Here is a 23,931-nt window from a genome sequence, read left to right as displayed (position 1 = left end):
GGCAACAAGCTTTGCGTCGGCCCCACCTTGCCGCTTGCCATGGGTCCGTGACCCGCACCCACCCCACCTATAATTTCCCAACATAGAATATATCCGCCGGCAAGGTCGGCCGATTCACCTGGGTCCCTCCCATCCTGGATTTACCTATGGATCCCGGCTGGTTTCGCTTTTGCGGCGGCAGCTCGAAGGGGAAGCGCTGTTCAGTATTAAAACAGAAAAAACTATAAAAACATAAAAATATCAAATCTAATAGCGGAATAATGAGTATATAAGTTTAGTTATTATAGATTTTATGAAAATTACTATTGACAAGGATGGGGATTTGGGTTTTAAAGGAAATCAGGATAGGCCAACCACGATGGTCCTTTTTATGCGGGCCGCTCCGCAAGGTCGGCCGCGACGGATGCGGCAGCCTGCAGCAACCAAGGGAAGCCGGACCATCCAACAAAGGGGGTGCTCAGATGGAAGACACGTTAACGGTCTACAAGGCCAGCCAGTTGTGCCAGGTCTCCTCCAAGTCGATCATCAATTGGATCGAGGCCGGGCATATCAAGGCGTACAAAACGGTCGGCGGCCATCGGCGGATCAAGTGGATGGATCTTGAGGCGTTCATGAAGCGCCAGGGCATCCCCATCCCCGACGAGGCGCCTCAACAGGCGCACAAGCGCATTCTGGTGGTGGACGACGATCCGATCATCGTGGAAACCATCGTTCAATCACTGGAAGAGGACGAGTTCGATTACGAGGTGATATCGGCGGCCGACGGCTTCGAAGCCGGCTTGCAGGTCAACCACTTCAAGCCGGACCTGCTGATTCTGGATATCATGATGCCCGACATCAAGGGCAATGAGGTGTGCCGCAAGATCAAATCCAACCCGGACACCAAAAACACCAAGATCGTTGTGCTGTCGGCCTACCTGGACGAGGAGAAGTTCAAGGAAATGAAGTCCCACGGTGCGGATGTGTGCTTTTCCAAACCGCTGCCGCTGCCCCAACTCAAGGAAGAGGTTGCCCGGCTGCTGGAGCTGCAATGAACAATCCCAAGCGGACCTTTAGGAAAGGAGGCCAGCCATGAAACTCAAGGAGGCTCTGGGCAACAGAAAATTCGTGGTCACGTCCGAGGTGCAGACCCCCTTGGGCGACGATTCTCCCGAAAAGCTGGTGGAGCGCATGAAACGAATCCGCGGCCGGGTCGACGGTGTCGCGGTGACCGATGTGGATCTGCAAGGGGTGGTGGGCGACAGCATACACACTTGCGAGTTGCTGCGGCAGAACCGGTTCAGCCCCATTTATCAGACCACCACGCGGGACAAGAACCGCATCCAACTGCAGAAGGATCTGACCCTGGCCCACCAGTCGGGCATCGAGAACCTGCTGGTGTTCACCGAGGATTATCGCATCTCCGGCGACAGCGTGCAGGAGGAGATGTTCTTCCATGTGGATGCGGGCAAACTAAGCTCCGTGCTGCAGCATCTGCGCGACGGTCGCAGCATCGACGGCGCCGATCTGGGGGAAGCCTTCGATTTCACCCTGGGATCCGGCATCGAATCCCCCTGGGGCAAACAGTTGCCCAAGAAGGGGCTGTACAGCATGGAGAACTTGAAGATGATGGGCGCCGGTTACTTTCTCACTACCCCCATCTTCGATCTGGAGCAGTTCGAGAAGTTCATGCGCCAGGTGGCACCCTTGGGCGTGCCGGTGATTGCCGAAGTGCTGTTGCTGCGCAACGCCGCCATGGCGCGCTTCATCAACCGCCATTTCAAAGCGGGTCTGGTGCCCGATTGGGTGATCCAGAAGCTGGACAAGGCCACGGATAAACGGCAGGCCAGCATCGAGTTGTTCGGCGACTTGGCCAGAGGGCTGCGGGAGATGTGCCAGGGTTTGCATATCATCACCCTGGGCGGCGAAGAGAAACTGCAACCCTATCTGGATGCGGCCAATCTGCGCTGACAGGCCGCCGCAGCCCATCGTGGCGGTGCGTGTTGACGGCAACGCACCCCGGTGCGTCTTTACATGTGATGCTTGAAATGATCCAGGAGGTGAGTCGAACCTTTCGTGTTGTACCGGCGGCCATTGCCGGCCGGCTGTCGGTGCAACCGCAGCCCAACCCCCGGTTGCCTTAACCCCTTGGCGGTGCCCCATCGCCGCTTTTCCCTGCCCGGCCAGTTCCCGCGCAAGGCAGCCGAACCAACCCTTCATCCAATGTGGAGGTCCCACCATGTCCTTGCCCATCGAGATCAACGAAATGGCGCCTGACTTCAAGGCCCTGGTCCTGGATCGTGTTCCGGCGGCCAATCTGGATTTGTGCCTCACCTGCGGCACCTGTACCGCCGGGTGCCCGGCCTCTGAGCTTTTCGATATGGATCCGCGCAAACTGGTGCGCATGGTCGTGCTCGGCCTGGACGAAGAGATCGCCAAAACGCCCTGGGCCTGGGTGTGCACCATGTGCACCCGCTGCATCAACGCCTGCCCCATGAAGGTCGATATTCCCAAGCTGGTCTACAACATGCGCGCCGGCTGGCCGCGGGAGAAGCGGCCCAAGGGGATCCTCGGCTCCTGCGACATGCACATTCGGGCCGGCAACGCCATGGGGGTGCCCACCGAGGACTTCATCTGGACGGTGGAAGATGTGGCCGAGGAGATCCAGATGACCGATCCTCGCTTCCAGGATCTGCAGGTCAGCGTGGATCGTCCGGGCGCTTACTATGCCATCAACCAGAACTCCCGCGAACCGGTCACCGAACCGGACGAACTGGCCCCTTTGTGGAAAATTCTGCATGCCGTGGGCGCCGACTGGACCTATCCCTCGGTCATGTGGGGTGGGGAAAACTATTGTCTCTTTCTGGCCGACGATGAAGGTTGGCGTTATATACTAGAGGAGTTTGTCTATCACATCGACAACACGCTCAAGTGTCCGGTGGTGGTCAATACGGAGTGAGGGCACTCATTCTTTGCAATCCTGGAAGGATTGCGAAAATTCAAAATCGATCACAAGTTCGAGTTCACCACCCTCATCACCCTCTACGCGCAATGGATCAGGGAAGGTAAGCTGAAAGTCAACAGCGACTGGAACAAAGATCTGAAGATCAAGTTCACGGCCCAGGATCCCTGCAATATGGTGCGTAAAACATGGGGGCAGAAGATGGCCGACGACATGCGCTTCGTTATCCGGACCATCGTGGGCGAGGAGAACTTCATCGACATGGTGCCCAACGGCATCAACAACTACTGCTGCGGCGGGGGTGGGGGCGCACTGCAGGCCGGTTTCACCGATCAGCGGCGGGCCTATGGCAAAGTAAAATTCGATCAGATCCAGGAGACCGGCGCGACCTATGTATTCGCCCCCTGCCACAACTGCCACGCCCAGATCGAAGACATCGGGCATCATTATGGCGGTCACTACAACGTGGTCCACATCTGGACCATCATGTGCCTGGCCATGGGTGTCCTGGGCGAGAACGAGCGCACCTACCTGGGGGACGACCTCAAGGACTTCGGCTTGCATAAGGAGGAACCGTCATGACACAAGAGACAACCGGCGCGGTGATGGTGGTCGGCGGCGGCATCGCCGGCATCCAGGCCTCCCTGGACCTGGCCGAATCGGGATTCAAGGTCTATCTTGTGGAGCGCAATTCGGCCATCGGCGGCAAGATGGCCCAGCTGGACAAGACCTTTCCCACCAACGATTGCTCCATGTGCATCATCTCTCCCAAGCTGGTGGAGGCCGGCCGCCACCTGAACATCGAAATGCTCACCATGGCCACGGTGGAGGGTATCGACGGCGAACCGGGCGCCTTCACCGTGCAGGTGCGCGAGCAGCCGCGTTTTGTGGACATGGAGAAATGCACCGCCTGCGGCGAGTGTGCCAAAGTGTGTCCCATCGAGGTGCCCAACCGTTTCGACGAAGGGTTGCAGGCCCGCAAGGCGGCCTACAAACTCTATCCCCAGGCCATGCCCGGGGCCTTTGCCATCGAGAAGAAGGGCACCGCGCCGTGCAAAGCCACCTGCCCGGCCAATGTGGGGGTCCAGGGCTGGATCGCCCTGATGAACCAGGGCAACTACCGCGACGCCATCGCCCTTTTCAAGGAAGCCCACCCCTTTCCCGGAGTGTGCGGCCGGGTGTGCCACCATCCTTGCGAAGGCGCCTGCACCCGTGCCAAAGTGGACCAGCCCCTGGACATCATGCACCTGCACCGCTATCTGGCCGACATCGATATGGGGTCCGAAACCCGCTACCTGCCGGAGAAGAAGGCCGCCAAAAACCAGAAGGTGGCCGTGATCGGTTCGGGACCGGCGGGATTGAGCTGCGCTTACTTTCTGGCCATCGAGGGCTATGCGGTCACCGTGTTCGAAAAGCACGACGTGCTCGGCGGCATGCTGGTGCTGGGCATCCCCGAATACCGTCTGCCGCGGGATGTGATCGCGGCCGAAATTCAGACCATCCGCGACCTGGGGGTCGAATTCAAGACCGGTGTGGAGATCGGCAAGACGGTCACCATCGGCCAACTGCGCGAGCAGGGCTACAAGGCCTTCTTTATGGGCATCGGCGCCCAGGAGTGCAAGGTGCTGGGCATCGAAGGCGAGGAATTCGAAGGGGTCTATCCGGGTATGGACTACCTGCGTCGCATCAACCTGGGCGAAACGGTATCCTTGGGCGACCGGGTGGCGGTGATCGGCGGCGGCAACGTGGCCATGGACGCCGTGCGCACCGCTCTGCGCAAAGGGTCGCAGCAGCCGTTTATCATCTACCGCCGATCCGAGGCGGAAATGCCCGCCAGCGCCGACGAGATCGCCGAGTGCCGCGACGAAGGCATCGAGATCATGACCCTGACCAACCCGGTGCGGGTCATCGCCGACAACGGGCGGGTCACGGGGATCGAATGTATCCGGATGGAACTGGGCGAACCCGACCCCAGCGGCCGCCGGAGGCCCGAGCCCATCGCCGGCTCGGAGTTCATCATCGAGGTGGATGCCGTGGTGCCGGCCATCGGCCAGGAGAGCGACTGGGCCTGCCTGACCGACGAGTGCGCCTGCACCCTCACGGACTGGGGCACCATGAACGTGGATCCGGTCAGTTTGCAAACCCGGGACGCCGACATCTTCGCCGGCGGCGACGCGGTCACCGGTCCGGCCACGGTGGTGGAAGCCATCGAAGCCGGAAAACAGGCGGCCATTTCCATCCAACGCTACATCGAGGGTGTGGATCTGCAGGAGGGCCGCGGCCAGGCCTTGGAGGCGGTCACTGATGTGCCGCTGCAGGGACATGCCATTGCGGCCCGGGCGCTCATGCCCCACCGGGCGGTCGAACAGCGGGTGGCCGGCTTCGAAGAAGTCCAGTTGGGTTTCGACGAAAACCTGGCCCGCGCCGAAGGGGCGCGCTGCCTTGCCTGCGGGGTCTGTTCCGAGTGTTACATGTGTGTCAAGGCCTGCCTGGCCGGCGCGGTGGACCATCGCCAGATCGCCCGCACCCGGGAAGTCAAGGTGGGCGCCGTCATTCTCGCGCCGGGGTTCGTGCCCTACGATCCCACGCTTTACGAAACCTACAGCTACGCCAACCATCCCAACGTGGTGACCAGCCTGGAGTTCGAGCGCATGCTCTCGGCCTCGGGTCCCTTTGCCGGCCACCTGGTGCGTCCCTCGGACCACAAGGAACCCAGAAAGATCGCCTTTCTGCAGTGCGTGGGGTCGCGGGACATCAACCACTGCGACAATGGCTACTGTTCTTCGGTGTGCTGCATGTACGCCAACAAGCAGGCGGTGATCGCCAAGGAGCACAGCAGCAGCCCCCTGGATGCGACCATCTTCTTCATGGACATGCGCACCTTCGGCAAAGATTTTGACAAATACAACCTGCGCGCCCAGAATGAGCACGGTGTGCGCATGGTGCGTTCGCGCATCCATTCGGTCTATCCGGCGGAAGGCGAGCAGTTACGCATTGTCTACGCCACCGAAGCCGGCAAGACCGCCGAGGAGCGCTACGACCTGGTGGTACTCTCCGTCGGCCTGACCGCCGACCCCGAAGCGGTGGCCCTGGCCGGCCGCCTGGGCATCGATCTCAACCCCTACGGCTTCGTTCAAACCCGCGACACCGCGCCAGTGAATACCTCTCGGGACGGCATTTATGTTTGCGGGGCCTTTCAGGAACCCAAGGACATTCCCCACTCGGTCATGGAGGCTTCGGCCGCGGCGGCCTGCGCCGGCGAACGTCTGGCGGCCGCTCGCTGGTCCCTGACCCAAACCAGGGAGCTGCCGCCGGAAACCGATATTGAAGGCCAGCCCGTTCGGGTGGGGGTCTTTGTCTGCAACTGCGGCATCAACATCGGCGGCGTGGCCGATGTGCCGGCGGTGCGCGACTATGCCAAGTCTCTGCCCTACGTGGTGCATGTGGAGGACAATCTTTTCAGTTGTTCCCAGGACACCCAGGACCACATGAAGGCGGTGATCCAGGAAAAGCAGATCAACCGCGTGGTGGTGGCCTCCTGCTCGCCGCGTACCCATGAGCCGCTGTTCCAGGAAACCATCCGCGAGGCCGGCCTGAACAAGTATCTGTTCGAAATGGCCAACATCCGCGATCAGAACACCTGGGTGCACATGAACAACCCCGAAAAGGCCACCCGGAAGGCCAAGGAGCTGGTGCGCATGGCCGTGGCCAAAGCAACTTTCATTGAACCGCTCTATCATGTGTCCGTGCCCATCACCAAAACCGCCCTGGTGGTCGGCGGCGGGGTGGCCGGCATGGAGGCGGCCCTGGGCATTGCCGAACAGGGGTGTGAGGTGCACCTGGTGGAAAAGCAAGGCCGGTTGGGCGGCAACGCCCGGCACCTGCGCGCCACCTGGCAGGGCGAGGACCTGGCCGTTTACCTGGCAGATCTCATCGAGCGCACCCGCCAACACCCCCGGATCCATCTGCACCTGGACACCGAAGTGACGGCCACCCACGGCGCCATGGGCAACATGACCTCCACCCTCACCGACGGCGGCGGCCGTACACTGGAAATCGCCCACGGCGCGGCCCTGCTGGCCGTCGGGGCAGTGGAGTACAAACCCACCGAGTATCTCTACGGCAAGCACCCCAACGTGCTGACCCATCTCGATCTGGACGCCGCCTTCAACCGCGATGAGCAGCGGCTGATTACCGCCAAGTGCGCCGTGTTCATCCAGTGCGTGGGATCACGAACCGAAGAGCGGCCCTACTGCAGTAAGATTTGCTGCACTCACAGTCTAAAAGCGGCTTTGGCGCTCAAAGAGAAGAACCCGGCCATGAAGGTGTTCATTCTCTACCGCGACATCCGGGCCTACGGTTTCCGTGAAAAGCTTTACCAGGAAGCCCGCGCCAAGGGAGTGATCTTCATCCGTTTCGACCCGGAGAAATTGCCCAGCGTGGCCATGGCCGACCAGGACCAATTGCTGCTCACCGTCACCGATCACGTGCTGCGCCGGCCCATCCGCATCAAGCCCGATCTGCTGATCCTGGCGGCCGGCATCGAGGCGACCAAAAACAACCGGCTCTACGAACTCTTCAAGGTGCCGGTCAACGACGACGGCTTCCTGGTCGAAGCCCATGCCAAGCTGCGTCCAGTGGATTTCTCTTCCGAGGGGATCTTCCTGGCCGGACTGGCCCACTATCCCAAACCGATGGAAGAGAGCATCGCCCAGGCCAAGGCGGCCGCCGCCCGGGCCATGACCCTGCTCTCCAAGGAGGCAGTCCTGATGGGCGGGGTGGTGGCCGTCGTGGATGCGGGGCTTTGCGCCGCATGCCTCACCTGCGTGCGCAGTTGCCCCTACCACATCCCCCACATCGACGAGCACTCCCACGCGGTGATCGATCCGGCCCTGTGCCACGGCTGCGGCACCTGCGTCTCCGAGTGCCCGGGCAAGGCCATCACCCTCAAACACTTCACCGACGACCAGCTCATCGCAAAAGCCCATGCGCTGTTCGAGCAAGGGTAGCGGGTTTGTTGAGTTGGAAGAGTTTGTTGAGTTTGTTGGGTTGGCAGGGTTGATGTGGGTTGTTGGTTTTAGTGAATTGTGACCGTTTACGTTGAAAGGGTGTTGCAATGTGCCACAGGGGTGATGCGATTCGCATCACCCCTGTTTTTCTTCCGCAGAACAGAAGGTTGCATCCATGTGCCGTTAATAGTGCAACAATTTGCATCAAGCGCAGGCTGCATAAAACTCAACCAACCCAACAGACACCACCAACCCAACAAACCCCAAAAACCCCCACCAACACAACAAACTCAACAAACTCAACAAACTCAAAATACCAACTTGGCCCGGTTCCTGCTAATTGGGAGGGTAACAGGCGAGCATCTTCAGATGTCCACTCCCAACCCAAGGAGGCGCATATGACCGGGCAAACTTTCAAAGGAAGCAAAAGCGGGCAGCCGTTCATCTACGGTCTGACCAATAATCAATGTGTCTGGAGCCGCGCCGGCGTGGTGAAGCCCATTGCCTGTATTAATGCTTTTGATTGCCTGGGGTGCGCCTTCGATCGCAAGGTGCAGGCCGATTTCGAAGCGCGCGGGCGCGGTGATGCAGCCCCCGCCGCCGATCCGCGGCCGGTGCGGTTGCGCATGCTGATGAACCAGCGCAAATGCCGCCACATGCTCAGCGGGCGGGTGGCTTACAAACTGTGTGGTCACGGCTACGACTGCGTGCGCTGCCCCTACGACCAGATGCTGGAAGACAACGGTATCCGGACCCCCTTGGGAGAGCCCTTGTGCGAGCAGGCTTCCGGTTTCAACGTGGCGCGGGATTATTACTATCACCACGGCCACACCTGGGCGCGGGTGGAGTATGGCGGCCGGGTGCGGGTGGGCATGGATGACTTCGCCCTGCGTCTACTGGGCCCCCAGGACCGCATCGAACTGCCCAAGCTGGGCCAGGCCGTCGCCCAGGACCGTCCCCAGGCCAAGATCGGCCGCGGCGGCCACACGGCCCAACCGTTGAGCCCGGTGGACGGCAAGGTGGTGGCGGTCAACGCCAAACTGAGCGCGCGCGCCGAGACGGCCAACCGCTCTCCCTACGGCGAAGGCTGGTTCATGGTGATTCAACCCAGCAACCTGCGCCGCAACTTGAAGAATCTGTTCTTCGGCAGCGAGAGCAACGCCTGGATGGACGACGAGTCCCAACGGCTCACCAGCGTACTGAGCGAAACCGCCGGCTACCGCCTGGCGGCCACCGGCGGCGAGGCCCTCAGCGACATCTACGGCAGCGTGCCCAACGCCGATTGGGACCGACTGGTGGGCGAGTTTCTGGTGTAGGGGTTTCACTATTCGTCGGTGGCGACAGGCGGGTCGCCGGCGGTTTGCCGGGACTCGCCCACAAACCATGGGAGCTTTGGCTTCAACCACCGGCAGGGTGAGGCAGTGAGGAAAGAGGCGTCCCATGGGGCGGAGACAGGATTACCCCCCGATATGGGCGACGATCATTTCCATGAACAGATAGACCACCATGCCAATGCCGGCGAGCAGCGCGGCGGTGACGAAAAGGGTGTTGCGGCGGTGCCGGCCGCGGTCCCTGCCTTCGTAAAACAGGGGCCTGCCGCATTTTGCGCACCAATCCTTGCCGGACCGCATCAAGGAAGGATGGCCGCATTTGCAGATAACCTGCTTTTCCGCCATCATCATTCGGTCTCCTTTGTTCACGAATCAACCGACATTTCAAGGGCCATGGGACCAACGCCAAAGTGGGCGGGGCGGGATGGAAATTATTGCTTGACAAACCCTATGAACAAATGCAGTTAACAATATGAATACGCCGTATAAATAAAAAATACAAGTCACAAAATATCAAGACGTCCACCAACCCCCTCTGTATTCCAGTGGAAAGCGCGTTATGCAACGGAGTCCTTCCCGTCAATGTGGAAATGATCGCAGACCATCAAACGGTTTTTCGCCTGTGAACGCCGTACGCTTCCTCTTTGTGATGATCGCCTGATACCGGGGCTGTCCGCTTTTTGTAAAGTTCGAGATCCAGGTCGGTTGCAAGCACCAAAGGTCGCCGCCGTGCCCGTCTGTGCCGGTTGACAACATTGCGCGGCACGGGGTGGCCCCAGGGGCAATCCGGCAAGCGCACCGATAGGTGTTTGTGCGCCAGGCGGCCAATCTACGGAGGCCTGCAACCGGTCGGCGTGGGCCGGTCATAGGACGCGGGGGCGGACTTGCCTGCCGGCTGGCCGTGTCGGGCGCGGCCGTTCGGCAAACCCGCGCAGGACGAAAGGAGGTCGAACCAGGCCGCGGCAGGGCCGCGAAAGGGCAGGGTCAGCAGCTATTCACCGATAATGCCGGGGAGAGGTGCAACATGGCAGAAAAAGAGATTGTCGAAACATCGGAAGCGCAAATCGCCGTTCATTGGCAGGAGGAGGCCTATTTTCATCCCAGTGCGCGTTTCATCGCCCAGGCCAACATGACCGACGAGGCCATTTACGATCGCTTTCGCCTGGAAAATTTTCCCAACTGTTTCAAAGCGTATGCCGATTTGCTCGATTGGTACGAATACTGGCACACCATTTTGGACACCAGCGACGCCCCCTGCTGGAAATGGTTCGTGGGCGGCAAGATCAACGCCGCCTACAATTGCGTGGATCGGCATCTGGCGCGCCACAAGAACAAGACCGCCATCCACTTCGTGCCCGAGCCCATGGGCGAAAAGTACGAACACATCACCTATCAGACCCTCTACGTCCGGGTGAACGAATTCGCCGCGTTGCTGCGCGATTTTTGCGGTTTGAAGGCCGGCGACCGGGTGACCCTGCATTTGCCCATGGTGGCGGAGCTGCCCATCACCATGCTGGCATGTGCCCGTTTGGGGGTGATCCACTCCCAGGTGTTCGGCGGTTTTTCCGGCCAGGCCTGCGCCGACCGCATCGTGGACTCCGGCAGTCGGGTGCTGATCACCATGGATGCCTATTGGCGCGGGGGCACCTTGCTGGACCACAAGAAGAATGCCGACGTGGCCTGCGAGGTGGCGGCCAAACAGGGCCGCGCGGTGGACAAGGTGCTGGTGTGGCAGCGCTATCCCGGCAAGTATTCCGCCGCCACCCCCCTGGTGCCCGATCGGGACCACGTGGTCAACGATGTGCTGCCGAAATATTACGGCGCACGCATCGATCCGGTGCCCATGCCGGCCGAGGCGCCTCTTTTCCTCATGTACACCAGCGGGACCACCGGCAAACCCAAGGGCTGCCAGCACAGCACGGGCGGCTATTTGGCCTATGTCGCGGCCACTTCCAAGTATGTACAGGACATCCATCCCGAGGATGTCTACTGGTGCATGGCGGATATCGGCTGGATCACCGGCCATTCCTACATCGTCTACGGTCCCCTGGCCGTATGCGCTTCGACGGTGGTCTACGAAGGGGTGCCCACCTTTCCGGATGCAGGCCGGTCATGGCGCATCGCCCAGGATCTGGATGTCAACATCTTCCACACGGCACCCACCGCCATTCGCGCGCTGCGCAAGATCGGGCCCGAGGAGCCTCGAAAGTACAATTACCATTTCAAGCACATGACCACGGTGGGCGAGCCCATCGAGCCGGAGGTGTGGCGCTGGTATTATAACGAGGTCGGCAAAGGCGAAGCGGTGATCGTGGACACCTGGTGGCAGACGGAAACCGGGGGCTTTCTGTGCAGCACCCTGCCCGCCATCAAACCGATGAAGCCCGGCAGCGCGGGCCCCGGCATGCCGGGCATCCACACCATCATTTACGACGATGAGGGCCATGTGCTGCCCCAGGGGGCCGGCAAGGCGGGCAACATCTGCATCCAGAACCCATGGCCGGGGGCTTTTCAAACCATTTGGGGCGACCGGGAACGGTATGTACGCCAATACTACGAGCGCTACTGCAAGGATCCCCAGAGCAAAGATTGGCGCGACTGGCCTTACTTGACCGGCGACGCGGCGGTGGAGGCGCCCGATGGATACATCCGCATCCTGGGGCGTATCGACGATGTGATCAATGTTTCCGGGCACCGCCTGGGCACCAAGGAGATCGAATCGGCCGCCTTGATGGTGCCGGAGGTGGCCGAAGCCGCCGTCGTGCCGGTGGCCCACGAGATCAAGGGCAAGGAGCCCGATCTGTATGTGTCCCTCAAACCGGGTTTCGAGGTGCACGACGGCCTGGCGCGCAAAGTGTCCGATGCGGTGTGCGATGCCATCGGCAAAATCGCCAAGCCGCGCAAGGTGTGGATCGTCAAGGACATGCCCAAGACCCGTTCCGGCAAGATCATGCGCCGGGTGTTGGGCGCGCTTTCCAACAACCAGGACGCGGGTGATGTCACCACCCTGGCCAATCCCGACATCGTCGATGAGATCCGGCGGATGGTGCAGGGCTGACGTTGCCTGAGTGCAGCCGGAAATCGGAAAGGGGGTGATGGTCTACAACATTAGCAGCAACGTTCTTCCACAATCGGAACAACATACCAACCAGGAGGATCCTATGAGCGGCGTGACTTGGGTTTACATCATGCTCGGCCTTTACATCATCTACTGCGTTTACATGGGGATGAAGGGCTATTTTTCGGAAAAGACCTCGTCCGGGTACGCCATCGCGGGCCGTTCCATTCCCTTCATCGCTTTTTTGATGGCCGCCACCGCGGCTTCTTTTTCCGGCTGGACCTTCATCGGCCATCCCGGCCTGATCTGGCGCGACGGTCTGGCCTATGCCTTCGCTTCCTTCTACGTGCTGACCATTCCCATTACCGGCGCCTTCTTTTCCAAGCGCACCTGGTTGCTGGGCAAGCGCTACGGTTTCATTACCCCCGGCGATATGTACGCCTACTATTACAACAACGAGGCGGTGCGCTGGCTGGTGGTGCTAACGGCGTTTCTCTACTCCATGTTCTACTCCGCCGTGCAGCTCATGGCCGCGGCGGCGCTGTTCCATTGGGTGGCCGGCGTGCCGGTGGCCTTCGGCGCAATTTTCATGGCTTTCATCGTCTGGTTCTATGTGTGCACCGGCGGCATGAAAGCATCGGCCTGGGTCGGGGTGATCCAGTTTCTGCTGCTGGTGGGCGGCATCATCCTGCTGGGGTTTTATGTGATCACGGCGCCCGAGATCGGCGGCTGGGGCGTCTTGTCGGAAAAGATCGCCAACCTGGACAAGCGTTACCTGGAGGTGCCGCGGGTGATCAATTTCGGCCTGGGCGGCGCCGCCGGGGAGGTGCCCTGGACGGCCCTGATGTGTCTGACCTACATGTTCGCCCTCATGGGCATCCAGTCCTCACCGGCCTTCACCATGTGGACCTTCGGCATCAAGTCGCCCAAGCCGCTGGCCTGGCAGCAGGCCTTCATGTCCACCTTCGTGGTGGGGTTCGCCCTGTTCTTCTTCACCGCATTCCAGGGCATGGGCGCTCGTATATTGGAGATGGAGGGGGTGCTAGTGCTCGCCCGGGACAGCGAGGTGGTGCCCAAACTGATGACCCAGTTCCTGCCGCCGTTCGTGCTGGGCGTTGTCTTCATGGGCGCCATCGCGGCGATCCACTCCACCGCCGCACCCTACATCAACACCGGCGGCTCCATTCTCCTGCGGGATGTCTACTGGCGCTACATCCGCAAACAGGAAGCGGGCCACGCCGAGCAGATCTGGGTCAACCGGCTGCTGGCCACCGTGGTCACCGCGGCGGCACTGGTGGTGGGGCTGAACTCAACGGCCGCCTTGGTGATACTGGGGGCGCTGGCCACCGCCTTCGGCTTCGTCATGTACGTGCTGCTGCTGGGGGTCATTTGGGGCTTCCGCTTTCCCAGCGTGGGTGCGGCCCTGGGGGTGGTGGCCGGCATGGTGGCGGTGTTTCTCACTTACTACGTCTGGCCCAACCCGCTTTCCATGCACTCGGCCTTCTGGGGCGTGGCCGCCGGCCTTGCCGTGGCCTATCTGTGTCGCGGTATCGGCATCAAGGATGACGAGGAGACCGTCCAGCGCCAGATCGAGATCCGCCGTTATCTGGACAGCGCCGATGCACCTTCGGAAGCCGGCCAGGCCTGGCGCAACACCATGAAGATCGTTGTGCCGGTCTGGTACATTTTTGCCATCGGACCGGCCTGCATCCTGGGCAATTGGGCTTTCGCCTTCGCCGGCTTCACGCCCCTTTGGTCCTGGCAGATCGCCTGGTGGATCGTGGGCGTCATCGTGATGTGGGCCCTTTGCTTCAAAGCGGAAATGGCCACTACCCACGAGGTTCAGATCCAGCGCGCCGAGGTGGATCTGATGATCGTGGTCAAGGAGGCTTAGGGTACTTCAATGAAAGGAGTGTCACACCATGAAAATAGAAGATTGGTGGATGATCGGCCTGGTCCTGTTTGCCATCTTCTTCACGGCCAGCTTCGGCTGGGGCCTGTGGGGATGATGAAACCTTACCATTGGTTGTCGTGACAACCCCTCTCCCCCGGCGGCAGCGGGGGAGAGGCGATCGATGCCTATGCATCCCAGCAACAAGTTCTGGTGGTTCGTGGCCTTTTCCATCGGCGTCACCCTGTTGGTGTTCGTGGGGGTGACGGCGCTGTTCTGGCATGCCCTGTCGCCCGCCGAAAAGGCCTTTTTGCTGGACATCGTAAAGCGCCACCCGACCTACCCCTTCAGTCTCTTCATACTGCTGCTGGTCGCCATCGGCTTTCTGTTGGACGGTTTTTTGAACAATTACATCATTCCGGTCAACAAAATCGCCGACGAGGTGACCCTGATCCACAGGGTCAATCGCAGCCACCGTATCCGCATCGAGGCCGGCGCCGATGTGGCCCGACTGGTGCGGGCCGTCAACGAGGCCGCCGACCGGTTCGAGGCCTACGACCAGGAGGTCCGGGACAAATACCGTGTGCTCAAGGACGCTTTGGATGCGGAAAAGGATTTTCTGTCCGGTGTGATCGCCGAACTGCCCAAGGCGCTGCTGGTATGCGATGACGACGGCAGGGTGTTGCTCTACAATCGCCGCGCCATGCAATTGTTGTCCGTCCCACTGGATGCGCCCGGCGGGGCGGTTTCACCGGGTTGCTATGTGGGGTTGGGGCGTTCGGTTTTCGATCTGTTCGAGAAGGAAGACATCCTGCAGGCCATTGAAAAATCCGGGCGGACGGCGCCCGGGGACCCATCCTGCCAAATGGCCGATTTTCTGCAGGCCGGGCCCCATGACCGGCTGCTGCGTTTGGAAGTGATGCCGATTTTCAACCGCCGGCGGCAATGGCACGGGTTCGTTCTGACGGTCGATGAGAACCAACCGGTTGCCGCACAGCCGGCGAATGGATACGGTCCGGCGCCGCCCGCCACGGCGGACCCGTATTTCGATTTTGATCTGTTTCGCCGGTCCGGCCGGTTGCCGGTCCTGGAGCAGCAGCCCTTGAGCGATATCGCCTGTACCGCATTCGATACCGAAACCACCGGTCTCGACCCGCGCGGCGGCGATGCCATTGTCGCCATCGGTGCGGTGCGCATTGTCAACGGCCGCCTGCTGCGGGAGGAAATTTTCGACCGGCTGGTGAATCCCCTGAGGCCGGTACCCGCGGCCGCCACCCGAATTCATGGCATTGACGACGCCATGCTCAAGGATCGACCGGTCATCGACCAGGTGTTGCCCCAATTTCATCGCTTCGCCGCAGACAGCGTCCTGGTGGCCCACAACGCGTCCTTCGACATGCGCATGCTGCAACTTCAAGAGGCGCGCACCGGCTTGTCCTTCAACCAGCCCGTGCTGGACACCCTGATGCTGGCGGCGGTAGTACATCCGTGGCATCGCAACCATAGCCTGGAGGCGGTCGCCGCCCGGATCGGGGTTCCGGTGGCCGGGAGGCACACCGCCCTGGGCGATGCCTTGATCGCCGCCGAACTGTTTTTGAAACTGATCCCCCTGCTGGCCGAAATGAACATCGTTACCCTCAAGGACGCCCTGGTCGCTTCGCAAAACACGCTATGGGCCCGGATGAAGTACTAAGTCGTGTCCATCCGGAAACGGCGTCTTGCGGCCCATCTCCGCGTTCTCGCATTTTTGAAATCCCCTACTACGCCTGCGGTTTCAAAAGCGCTGCGGCCTTGATCTGAACCGCAATCCACCATTTCCGGATGGACACTAGGTCGATCGGGGTTGCACGGCCTCGACCCGTTCGTATAAGATGGATATCGCGATCCTGGATATTGAACCGCCACCATTGGAGCAGCCCCATGGACCCCTTTGTCGCCTCCGTAGGCGCGCTGTCCGTTTTGTCCGCGGCCCAGCACGAGCGGATCAGATCCTGTTTGAAATCCGAGACCTACCCGGAAGGCACCCTGCTGGCCACCCAGGGCAAAACCAGGCTCGCCGGTTTGTATATGCTAAAGGAGGGCATGCTGGAGGCGTATTTCGAGGAGGGGGGCAAAAAGATTCTGACCTTGTCCCTGCGGCCCGGGGATGTTTATGGCGGCATCTCCCTGTTGATGAACGGCAGGATGTCCATTCGCACTGTGCGGGTACTGGAAGCGGCCGTCGTGTTGCTATTGCCCGCCGATGACTTTCTGCAACTTTGCGATGTCGAGCAAGCCTTCCGGCAACAGTTCGTGGACGCCTTCGCCAAGCGTATGGCCGACGAGGCCTATGCCGTCAAGGTGACCGAAAGCCAGGCCTTCCAATTCCTGTCCGCCGTCGCCCCCTTCTCTTTTCTGCCCGACGACATCATCGAGCAAACGGCCGGGCAGCTCTCCATGCGCTATTCGCCGCGGGACCGGACCATGCTCTATCAGGGGGTGTCCAAGGTGGACCGACTCTACATCGTCCAGCGGGGCGCCGCGGAAATTTTCTATGAAGAAGCCGGCCGTAAAACCATGGCCGCGCCCTTGGGTGAAGGGGATATCTACGGTGGCATCTCCTTGTTGATGAACGACGGCAAGTCGGTGCGCACACTGCGGACGGTGGAGGATTGCTTCTTTTTCACTTTGCCGGCGCCGGTGTTTCTCGCGTTGTGTCGGCAGCACGGAGTGCTCACGGAGTATTTTACCGACATCTTCGGCAAGCGGATGCTCAATCGTACCTACGCCTCCATCATCGCCCGCAGTTTGCACCCCGGCGAAGAGGGCGTACAGCTTTTCGATCAACCCGTGCACCAATTCATCGCCAAGGAGCTGGTGGCCTGCGATGGGCGCGACACGATTCAACAGGCCGCGGAGGCCATGAGCCGCCACCGGTGCAGCGCCATTCTGGTGCGTGATGCGTCCGCAGGCCAGGTGGGTTTGGTCACCGATCACGATTTGCGCAACAAGGTGATCGCCAAGGGCCTGGAAATTGCCAGCCCCGTCGCGCAGATCATGTCCTTCCCCTTGCAATCCGTCGCCGCCGGCGCCCTGGTTTTCGAGGCCTTGTTGGCCATGACACAGGCCAATGTCAAACACTTGGCCGTTACCGATCCCAATGGGGAGGTCGTGGGCATCATCACCAACCGCGACTTGATCAATGCCCAAACCCGGTCACCCCTGTTCCTGGTGCGTGAGATCCTGTCCGCCCGGGCGCCGGACGACATCATGAACATTTCGGATCAGCTGGCGCGCCTGATTCAGGGATTGATGCACAGCGGGGCCAAGGCCAAAAACATCACCCGCATGATCACCACCGTCTCGGACGCCGTGCTGCAGCGTATTGTCGCCTTCGTGCTGGCGGAGATGGAGCCGCCGCCGGTGCCCTTCGCTTTCATGGTGCTGGGCAGTGAGGGCCGCCGGGAACAGACACTGAAAACCGACCAGGACAACGCCATCGTGTTTCAGGATATTGAAGAGGATGGGGCCCTGGAGCGGGCGCAGCGCTATTTTCTGCAATTCGGCGAACGGGTCTGCAACATGTTGGACCGCGCGGGTTATGCCTTCTGCGAAGGGGAGGTGATGGCCATGAATCCCCGCTGGTGCCAACCCCTCGCTGCATGGAAAAATTACTTCCAATCATGGATCCATGCCGCGGACCCCAAGGATTTGCTGGAGGCGAGCATCTTTTTCGATTTTCGCTGCGGCTACGGCGATGGCGCGCTATTGGTCGAACTGCGCCGTTATCTGCTGGATGCCTTGACCGGCTGGTCCGGTTTCTTCCGCCACCTTGTTGAAAATGCCCTCCATTTCAAACCGCCCCTGGGGTTTTTTCGCAACTTCGTGGTGGCCTCCAAAGGGGAACACCGCAATGCACTGGACCTCAAGGCGGCGGTCATGCCCATTGTGGACATCGCCCGCGTCTATGGTCTGAAGCATCGGGTCGATGCCACCAACACCATTGAGCGTATCGCTCAATTGCGACAGCTCGGCGTGTTCTCCGAGGAAGCCGCCAACGAGCTGGACCTGGCCTACGGATTTTTGATGCAAATGCGGTTTTCGCACCAGGTGGCGGCCATCGTCAATGACCGGCAACCGCCCGACAACCACATCAACCCCAAGCAACTCCCTCCGGTGGAACGCACCATGCTCAAGGAGATCTTCAAACGGATCGAAAAGTACCAGACCCAACTCAGTTTCGATTTCACCGGTACCCCATGACCGCGCCCACCCAGCTGCGGCACATCGGTTTTTGTATTGACAAGCGCATGATCAGCGATTTTACTGATTGATCGAACCTGGCGCGTGGCAATGGGGTCCGGCGGCCTTCACGGGGATGGTCTGCAACCATGGGCAATCCCATTTCGCCGGGCGCTGCCGCTGGAATGCGAACCGAACCGATGATTGCCGTTCCCCTCAGCAAAAATTTCAGTTGGCGTCACCCGCCTTTGATCACCATCGGGTTGATTCTTATCAACTGTTTTATCTTCGTCGTGTTTCAACACGATGACGACCGGCGATGGGAAGAGGCTTGGGCGTTCTATGAATCATCCGGCCTGGGCGGACTGGAATGCGATATTTACCGGCAGTACTTGCACGATCAGGGGGAGGCGGCCGCAGTCGCGGCGGCGGTTTCGCCGCAGGGCGCGCGGGAGGAGGAGCGGCAGCACTGTTATCGTGCCATCGCCGAGGACGGGCGTTTCATCAAGCGCCTGGCCGCCGGCGAAGTGCTGGATGCGACCGATGCGCGCATTCGGCAATGGCGCGCCCTGCGGGCCGAATACGATGCCCGCATGGCGGCGGTGATCACCTATCATTACGGCTTCCGGCCGGCCGACCCGCGGCCGTTCACCCTTCTTTCGGCCATGTTCCTGCATGGCGGCTGGGGCCATCTGATCGGCAACATGATCTTCTTGTGGCTGATCGGCTGCTTGATCGAATATGGGTGCCGCCACGTGGTCTACCCGCTGATTTATCTCCTGGGCGGCGTGGCGGGTACAGCTTTCTTCTGGTGGCTCAATCCCCACAGCGGCATTCCCCTGGTGGGTGCTTCAGGCGCCATCGCCGGCATCATGGGTGCCTTCGCGGTGTTTTACGGCCGCAAGAAGGTGCGTATTTTTCTCAACCTGGGATTCTATTTCCACTACCTGACCTTCGCGGCCATCTGGCTGTTACCCTTGTGGTTGGGATACGAGCTTTTTCAATTGCTGTTCGACCAATGGAGTGCCGTGGCCTATGCCGCCCATTTCGGCGGCCTGGCCTGTGGTGCCGTGCTGGCCTGGGCGGCACGGGTGGTGCCGGGCTGCGTGGATGCGCCGTCCTTTGCGGCTGTGGCGCCCGAGAATCCGGCGGCGTCCTTGATGGAGAGGGCCCTGGAACGGATGGGCGCCTTGGCCTTTCCCGAAGCGCGCCGGTTGCTGGTTACGGCACTGGCCCACGATCCCGACAACATCTCCATCCAGCAACATCTGTACACCATCGACCGGCAGGCGCCGGACAGCGGCCCCTACCACCAAACCACCGCTCAACTGTTGGACCTGCTGCTGGCGGTGCCCGCGCACCATGACCGCGCCTGCGCGCTGTTTCAGGATTACATGGCCACGGCCAAGCCGCCCCGACTGGCCGCGGTGCAGTACCTGCGCATGAGTCACTGCCTGGTGGCGTGCGGTGAACTGGCAACGGCCCGGCGCATCCTGTTGGCCTTGCTGAAAAAAAGCCCCCTTCTGCCCGCCTTGCCCATGGCCCTGTTCCGGCTGGGGGAAGGGTTTCGGCGCAGCGGCCGGGAGGATGCCTGGCAACAGTGCATGGCACTGATTCAGCACCACTATCCCATGTCCGACGAGGCCCGGGCGGCCAACGAAGTGCTGCACGCCGGCCGCCCGCGCCCTGATCTCACATCTGTTTGAGGTAGTTGCGGGCGAAGGCGGCGATGTCGTGGTCCGGAAACCGGGCGATCAGGCCGGTGAGGACCTGGCGTGCCTTGTCGCTGTGCATCAGCTTCTCGTGCAGAATCTGGGCGGCGCGAAAGTAAGCCTTGGGAATCAATGCGTCGCCGGGGTGGTTTTTGGTCAAATGGTTGTAGGTCTGCACGGCCCGCTTGGCATCTCCCTTGTCGTTGAACCAGCCGGCGATTTTGAACAGCGTGTCGGCCGCGGCGGCGGGCGGGGTCTTGCCCGCCAAACAAGCTTCATAGAGTGCGACTGCCTGCTGCCGTTCTCCCGCCGCCGCCAGCAGGTCGAGGTGCCGCGGCACATGGGCGCCGTGGGCTGCGTCGCGCCCGCGCATTTTCAGTAAGGCGAGATAGCGCTCCGAGAGCGGCAGGTGGGCGATCCTGCCCTCGGTGCGCTGCTCGATCAGATCGATGGCCGCATCCAGGTTGCCCTCCTGAATCAACACGGCGGCTTCCTGCAGCAGCGCTTCTTCGGCTGCCGCGGCGGAACCCTCCTGTTCGGTTCGGGCGCTGTTGGGTAGTCCGCCGGGGAAGGTGGAGGCCAACAGCGTTTCCATGTCCACGGGATAGTCCAGGCGGTCATGGTACTGCAAAATGAAAGCGCCCATCAGATGGTAAGAGACCAATGTGTAGTAGTTCTGGGCGCCCAGCCAGAAGAAGAGTTGCACGCCTTCGGGCAGGTGGCGGATGACGGCGTAACCGAGGGCGCCGGGGGCCGCCAGCAGCAAAAGCAGGAAGAAGCCGAGCACCAGATAGCCCCAACCGGTGCGCGCGGCCATGCCCAGGAAATACACCGGGTTCAGCGCCTGTCCCAGATTGTCGTTGATGGCCAGGATGGTGATCATGGCCGGCAAGCCGACCAGCACGGCCAGGCCGAAAATGGCCCAGAACACCGGATGCAGGCGGGCGATGAACAGGACAAAGAACAAGATCAGCAGGAAAAACAGGGCGATTTGCTTGAATACGATGCCGAAGTTTTCACTGAGCACGGCATTGGTCAGGGGCGGGGGGCGATAACGCCCCTCGGCGGTGTGGCGCAGTGCCTCGAAGGCGTATTTGATCATCAGTGCCCAGGGAATGAAACGGAATAGCAATCCCAACAACCCGGCGTGGGTGAACAAGGTCGAAAGCAGCGCCAAACCGAGTATCAGCAGTATGCTTTGCAGGGAGGTGAAAGGGTAGGCGAAAATGCGGGGCAGCCGCTGCCAGAACGGTTCCACCATGTTGGCCGCCGGCAAAGCCGTTGCCGGCACATGGCATTTGGGGCACAGAAAAAGGGTTTCGTTGCCCAGGTACCCCCCCTTGCGCTGGATGATGCACTCGGGGCAAAGGGATTTGGCACATTGGGCGCACTGCCACCACGCGGCCTTGGTCGGGTGATAACTGCACTTTTCGGTCATCGCGGCACCGTTTGGTTGTGCGTTCAATCCTGTCTGCCCGGCAACGGCGGTCCAGTGCCGGCCGGTGCCCGCACTTTGCGGTTGCCGGGGGGCATACCACATCGATTCCCCCTCGGCAAGAACGTGCGCCCTGGCGGGCAGTTTTATGTTGGGGCCCTGACGGGCAGTTTTAAGTTTTAAGTGTTAAGTTTTAAGTTAATGAATTCTGCCGGTTAGATGTGTGTGTGGGTGTGTGGGAGGGGGGTGTCGGGGGTGGCAGCGGCAACTGGTTGCCAGTGCCACCCGCGCTATCGAAATTGCGGCAACCATCGCGGGACAGGGATATGCAATCATCGATCCCGATCCCGATTTCGATTTCGATTTGAGATCATCGACGGCTTTCCTCATGGTCGGCGATTGACCGATGCCCGCTTGAGCAGGCGGGCCGTCTCGTACTCGCAGGCGGAGCAAAAACGCATGGGCAGGAGGTCGAGTTGATCGAGCTGTTTGCTGAAGCGCATCAGGCAGCCGGGTTCGCGGCAGTGTTCCAGGCCCAGCAGGTGGCCGGCTTCATGGAGGGCGATCTTGGCGCCGCGCTCGGCGGTGATCCGGCGGTCGATGTGGTGCAGGCGGTGCAGGGAGATCACCGCCGCATGGCCGCCCAATTGGGATTCGCCGTAGACATAGGTCAGAATGGGGATGCACAGGTCGCGCTGCAAGATGCCCATGCGAAAAGGGGCGCCATGGGGCTCCCTGTCAAGGGCCGTGATGATTTTCACCGCATCGAACTGGTGGCGGGTGGCGATCAGGGCGTCGTCCGGTGTCGGCCGGACGGCACGGATGCGGGTGGGCAGGCCGGCCACGGCTTGCAGGTTGGCGGCCACCACGGTCAGTGCCGCCGGCTCCATTTCGCCGAAAGGGATCAGGTCCAGCAGGGCGTCGGTGGCGGGATCGGCGGTGGATGGGTGCACGTTTGTCTTCCCGGCGCAGGGGGTCAGGGCCTTTTCAGATTCAGGCGTTTCATTTTGCGCGAAAGGGTGACCCGGTCGATGTCCAGCAATTTGGCCGCCCGGGAAATGTTCCAGTCGCTGTTTTCCAAGGCGTTTTGCAGGTGGCGGCGCTCCATTTCCTTGAGGGTGGCCGTTTCCGGGATGCAGGTGTCGCCCGGAGGCTGCAGAAAGGAGAGCTCCTCGGCGCCGATCATGCGGCCCCTTGCGATCACCACCACCCGCTCGATCACATTGCGCAGTTCGCGCACGTTGCCCGGCCAGGCGTACCCCATCAAGATTTCCATTGCACGCGGGGTCAGCCCCTCCACCGGTTTGCCGGTTTCGGCCGCATATTTTCGCAGGAAGAAATCGGCCAATACGGGCACGTCCGCCAGCCGTTCGCGCAACGGCGGAATGTGAATGGTCAGCACGTTGATGCGGTAAAAGAAGTCTTCGCGGAATTGTTCTTCGCGCAGCAATTGGCGCAGATCGCGATGCGTGGCGCTGATCAGTCGAAACCGGGTCTCGATGGGCTGGTTGCCGCCGAGGCGGCAGAATTTTTTCTCTTCGAGCACCCGCAGCAGAGCGACTTGCATTTTGGAGGATATTTCGCCGATCTCATCCAGGAACAGGGTGCCGCCGTCGGCCATTTCCAGACGGCCGCGACGGGCCTTGATCGCCCCGGTGAAGGCGCCCTTTTCGTGGCCGAACAGTTCGCTTTCCAGCAAGGTTTCCGACTGGGCGCCGCAATTGATGGCCACAAAGGGCCCCGCGGCCTGTTCGCTGCGCATGTGGATCGCCATGGCCAGCAGGTCCTTGCCGGTGCCGGTTTCGCCTGTGATCAGCACCGGTGCCGGCGTGGGGGCCACCTCTTCGATTTCCTCCAGCACGATCCGCAGCGCTTCGGATTGGCCCACGATACCGCCCCAGGCCGGGGGCGCCGCCGCCGTGTCCCACTGTCCGTCGGGAGCGGTTTCCGCCTGCTGCAGGGTGTGGGCCGCCGCCACCCGTTCCATGAGCAGGGAGAGCTCTTCGGGATCGAAGGGTTTGCACAGGTAATCGATGGCACCCCGCTTCATGGCCGCCACGGCGCTTTGGATGGAGCCGTGGGCGGTGATCATGATGATGGGCGCATCGGGCTGGCGGGCCTTGATTTCCGCCATCAGCTGCAAACCGTCCATGCCCGGCATTTTATAATCCACCAGGTACAGGTCGCTGGGTTGCCGCTCCATTTTTGCCAGGGCCTCGGCCCCCGATCCGGCGGTCTCCACGCTGTAGCCCTCCTTGGTCAGCCAGGCCGACAGCGCGACGCAGATGGCCTCTTCGTCGTCCACCACCATAATTTGAAGGTTGCGCGCCATG

General features: G+C 61.1%; 14 protein-coding genes. 10 read left to right on the top strand and 4 right to left on the bottom strand.

Annotated elements, in window-relative coordinates; genetic code table 11:
• The first annotated feature begins 461 nt into the window (after window positions 1-461).
• From MRX98_RS06430 to MRX98_RS06410, 5 genes are all read left to right on the top strand, one after another.
• Entirely contained in the window at window positions 462-1,034 is a 573-nt protein-coding gene (locus MRX98_RS06430; RefSeq protein ID WP_246904065.1) for a response regulator, read from the top strand.
• 37 nt (window positions 1,035-1,071) lie between these two features.
• Window positions 1,072-1,950, top strand: a complete 879-nt coding sequence (locus MRX98_RS06425) for a methylenetetrahydrofolate reductase (protein WP_246904064.1) — start codon at window positions 1,072-1,074, stop codon at window positions 1,948-1,950.
• Window positions 1,951-2,218: 268 nt separating this feature from the next.
• Window positions 2,219-3,523 carry a (Fe-S)-binding protein gene (locus MRX98_RS06420; protein ID WP_246904063.1) on the top strand — a complete coding sequence of 435 codons (1,305 nt, stop codon included), beginning with the start codon at window positions 2,219-2,221 and terminating at the stop codon, window positions 3,521-3,523.
• The gene (locus MRX98_RS06415; RefSeq protein ID WP_246904062.1) at window positions 3,520-7,950 is read left to right on the top strand and encodes an FAD-dependent oxidoreductase; all 4,431 of its coding nucleotides are present in this window, start codon (window positions 3,520-3,522) and stop codon (window positions 7,948-7,950) included. Before MRX98_RS06420 ends, MRX98_RS06415 begins: the two co-directional genes overlap by 4 nt.
• A gap of 398 nt (window positions 7,951-8,348) precedes the next feature.
• Window positions 8,349-9,266 (top strand): glycine cleavage system protein H, encoded by a 918-nt coding sequence (locus tag MRX98_RS06410; RefSeq protein ID WP_246904061.1) that lies wholly within the window; start codon window positions 8,349-8,351, stop codon window positions 9,264-9,266.
• A 141-nt stretch (window positions 9,267-9,407) separates the two neighbouring features.
• Here the strand turns inward: MRX98_RS06410 and MRX98_RS06405 are convergent, their stop codons facing one another.
• Window positions 9,408-9,632 carry a hypothetical protein gene (locus MRX98_RS06405; RefSeq protein ID WP_246904053.1) on the bottom strand — a complete coding sequence of 75 codons (225 nt, stop codon included), beginning with the start codon at window positions 9,630-9,632 and terminating at the stop codon, window positions 9,408-9,410.
• A gap of 673 nt (window positions 9,633-10,305) precedes the next feature.
• Here MRX98_RS06405 and acs point away from each other — a divergent pair.
• The 5 genes from acs to MRX98_RS06380 all read left to right on the top strand — a co-directional run bounded on the left by acs (window position 10,306) and on the right by MRX98_RS06380 (window position 20,157).
• A complete protein-coding gene (gene acs, locus MRX98_RS06400; RefSeq protein WP_246904052.1) occupies window positions 10,306-12,339 on the top strand; it encodes an acetate--CoA ligase in 2,034 nt (677 codons plus the stop codon).
• Window positions 12,340-12,442: 103 nt separating this feature from the next.
• Window positions 12,443-14,233, top strand: coding sequence for a sodium:solute symporter family protein (locus tag MRX98_RS06395; RefSeq protein WP_246904050.1), 1,791 nt, complete (start codon window positions 12,443-12,445; stop codon window positions 14,231-14,233).
• A 181-nt stretch (window positions 14,234-14,414) separates the two neighbouring features.
• Window positions 14,415-15,923, top strand: a complete 1,509-nt coding sequence (locus MRX98_RS06390; RefSeq protein ID WP_246904048.1) for a 3'-5' exonuclease — start codon at window positions 14,415-14,417, stop codon at window positions 15,921-15,923.
• 227 nt (window positions 15,924-16,150) lie between these two features.
• Window positions 16,151-18,472 (top strand): DUF294 nucleotidyltransferase-like domain-containing protein, encoded by a 2,322-nt coding sequence (locus MRX98_RS06385; RefSeq protein WP_246904046.1) that lies wholly within the window; start codon window positions 16,151-16,153, stop codon window positions 18,470-18,472.
• Window positions 18,473-18,636: 164 nt separating this feature from the next.
• Window positions 18,637-20,157, top strand: coding sequence for a rhomboid family intramembrane serine protease (locus tag MRX98_RS06380; protein WP_246904044.1), 1,521 nt, complete (start codon window positions 18,637-18,639; stop codon window positions 20,155-20,157).
• Here MRX98_RS06380 and MRX98_RS06375 read toward each other — a convergent pair.
• The 3 genes from MRX98_RS06375 to MRX98_RS06365 all read right to left on the bottom strand — a co-directional run bounded on the left by MRX98_RS06375 (window position 20,144) and on the right by MRX98_RS06365 (window position 23,930).
• Window positions 20,144-21,601, bottom strand: coding sequence for a tetratricopeptide repeat protein (locus tag MRX98_RS06375; protein ID WP_246904042.1), 1,458 nt, complete (start codon window positions 21,599-21,601; stop codon window positions 20,144-20,146). The genes MRX98_RS06380 and MRX98_RS06375 overlap by 14 nt on opposite strands.
• A gap of 383 nt (window positions 21,602-21,984) precedes the next feature.
• On the bottom strand, window positions 21,985-22,551 hold the full coding sequence (locus MRX98_RS22155; RefSeq protein ID WP_246904041.1) for a hypothetical protein: 567 nt from the start codon (window positions 22,549-22,551) through the stop codon (window positions 21,985-21,987).
• A 23-nt stretch (window positions 22,552-22,574) separates the two neighbouring features.
• Complete coding sequence (locus MRX98_RS06365) at window positions 22,575-23,930, bottom strand: sigma-54-dependent transcriptional regulator (protein WP_246904040.1); 1,356 nt, start codon at window positions 23,928-23,930, stop codon at window positions 22,575-22,577.
• Window position 23,931 lies beyond the last annotated feature (1 nt).

The sequence above is a fragment of the Desulfatitalea alkaliphila genome (assembly GCF_022968795.1).
GTDB classification, from domain to species: domain Bacteria; phylum Desulfobacterota; class Desulfobacteria; order Desulfobacterales; family Desulfosarcinaceae; genus Desulfatitalea; species Desulfatitalea alkaliphila.
The sequence above is the reverse complement of the archived record's forward strand: the minus strand, read 5'-3'. Positions and strand labels throughout refer to the sequence as shown.

What these genes read in the sequence shown, in the direction of transcription:
- MRX98_RS06430 (WP_246904065.1), top strand. Translation starts at nt 462, where the DNA reads ATGGAAGACACGTTAACGGTCTACAAGGCCAGCCAGTTGTGCCAGGTC.
- MRX98_RS06425 (WP_246904064.1), top strand. Translation starts at nt 1,072, where the DNA reads ATGAAACTCAAGGAGGCTCTGGGCAACAGAAAATTCGTGGTCACGTCC.
- MRX98_RS06415 (WP_246904062.1), top strand. Translation starts at nt 3,520, where the DNA reads ATGACACAAGAGACAACCGGCGCGGTGATGGTGGTCGGCGGCGGCATC.
- MRX98_RS06410 (WP_246904061.1), top strand. Translation starts at nt 8,349, where the DNA reads ATGACCGGGCAAACTTTCAAAGGAAGCAAAAGCGGGCAGCCGTTCATC.
- MRX98_RS06405 (WP_246904053.1), bottom strand. Translation starts at nt 9,632, where the DNA reads ATGATGATGGCGGAAAAGCAGGTTATCTGCAAATGCGGCCATCCTTCC.
- acs (WP_246904052.1), top strand. Translation starts at nt 10,306, where the DNA reads ATGGCAGAAAAAGAGATTGTCGAAACATCGGAAGCGCAAATCGCCGTT.
- MRX98_RS06395 (WP_246904050.1), top strand. Translation starts at nt 12,443, where the DNA reads ATGAGCGGCGTGACTTGGGTTTACATCATGCTCGGCCTTTACATCATC.
- MRX98_RS06390 (WP_246904048.1), top strand. Translation starts at nt 14,415, where the DNA reads ATGCCTATGCATCCCAGCAACAAGTTCTGGTGGTTCGTGGCCTTTTCC.
- MRX98_RS06385 (WP_246904046.1), top strand. Translation starts at nt 16,151, where the DNA reads ATGGACCCCTTTGTCGCCTCCGTAGGCGCGCTGTCCGTTTTGTCCGCG.
- MRX98_RS06380 (WP_246904044.1), top strand. Translation starts at nt 18,637, where the DNA reads ATGCGAACCGAACCGATGATTGCCGTTCCCCTCAGCAAAAATTTCAGT.
- MRX98_RS06375 (WP_246904042.1), bottom strand. Translation starts at nt 21,601, where the DNA reads ATGACCGAAAAGTGCAGTTATCACCCGACCAAGGCCGCGTGGTGGCAG.
- MRX98_RS06365 (WP_246904040.1), bottom strand. Translation starts at nt 23,930, where the DNA reads ATGGCGCGCAACCTTCAAATTATGGTGGTGGACGACGAAGAGGCCATC.